1 pseudogene is annotated in these 836 nt (G+C 45.9%); it reads left to right on the plus strand.

What is annotated here, in order from left to right:
* Positions 1–836, plus strand: a pseudogene (locus A3761_RS05320) (ribonucleoside-diphosphate reductase, adenosylcobalamin-dependent); the annotation flags it as partial.

The following is an 836-nucleotide window of genomic DNA, read 5'->3' on the forward strand; positions in this document are numbered from 1 at the left end:
GGTCAGGTAGCGTGTCGCATTTATAACACTGTAAAAGCGAAGTACATCTGGGACAGCATCATGACGTCTACCTATGACTTCGCTGAGCCAGGCTTTATCCTTATCGATAAAGTTAACGAGATGAACAACAACTGGTATTGTGAAAACATTCGCGCAACCAACCCATGCGGCGAGCAANCTCTACCACCTTATGGCAGCTGCTTGCTAGGCTCGGTGAACCTGACCAAATTTGTTGAGCGTCCATTTACTGACAAAGCCTTTTTTAACTTCGAAAAGTATAAAAAAGCTGTGGGCATCTTTACGCGCATGCTTGATAACGTTGTCGAGATCAACGGCCTTCCGCTAATTGGCCAGCGTAACGAAATTAACTTCAAGCGCCGTCACGGTATGGGAATTCTGGGTCTTGGCTCTACCTGCACCATGCTTAAGATGGCTTATGGCTCACCTGAGTCAATCGAGTTTACTGAAAAGGTAAACCGTGAGATGTCTATTGAAGGCTGGAAACAAGGCCTAGCGCTTTCAGAAGAAAAAGGCCCTGCGCCAATCATGGAAGAGACCTTCATCGTTGATGAGGAGATGCTTCTTAAACGCCCTGAAATGAGAGCCGAAGGCTACCAGGTTGGCGATGAAGTAAAAGGTAAAGTACTTCACGCAAAATACAGCCGTTACATGCAGAAAGTTGGTGAGCATGAGCCGGAACTAATCGAAAAATTAGCCGACAAGGTGCTCGTTTTACTCACCACACTTCTATCGCACCTACGGGTACTATTTCGCTTTCACTTGCCAATAACGCAAGTAATGGTATTGAGCCTAGTTTTGCTCATCACTATTCACGA

The sequence above is a fragment of the Oleiphilus sp. HI0123 genome (genome assembly GCF_001635315.1).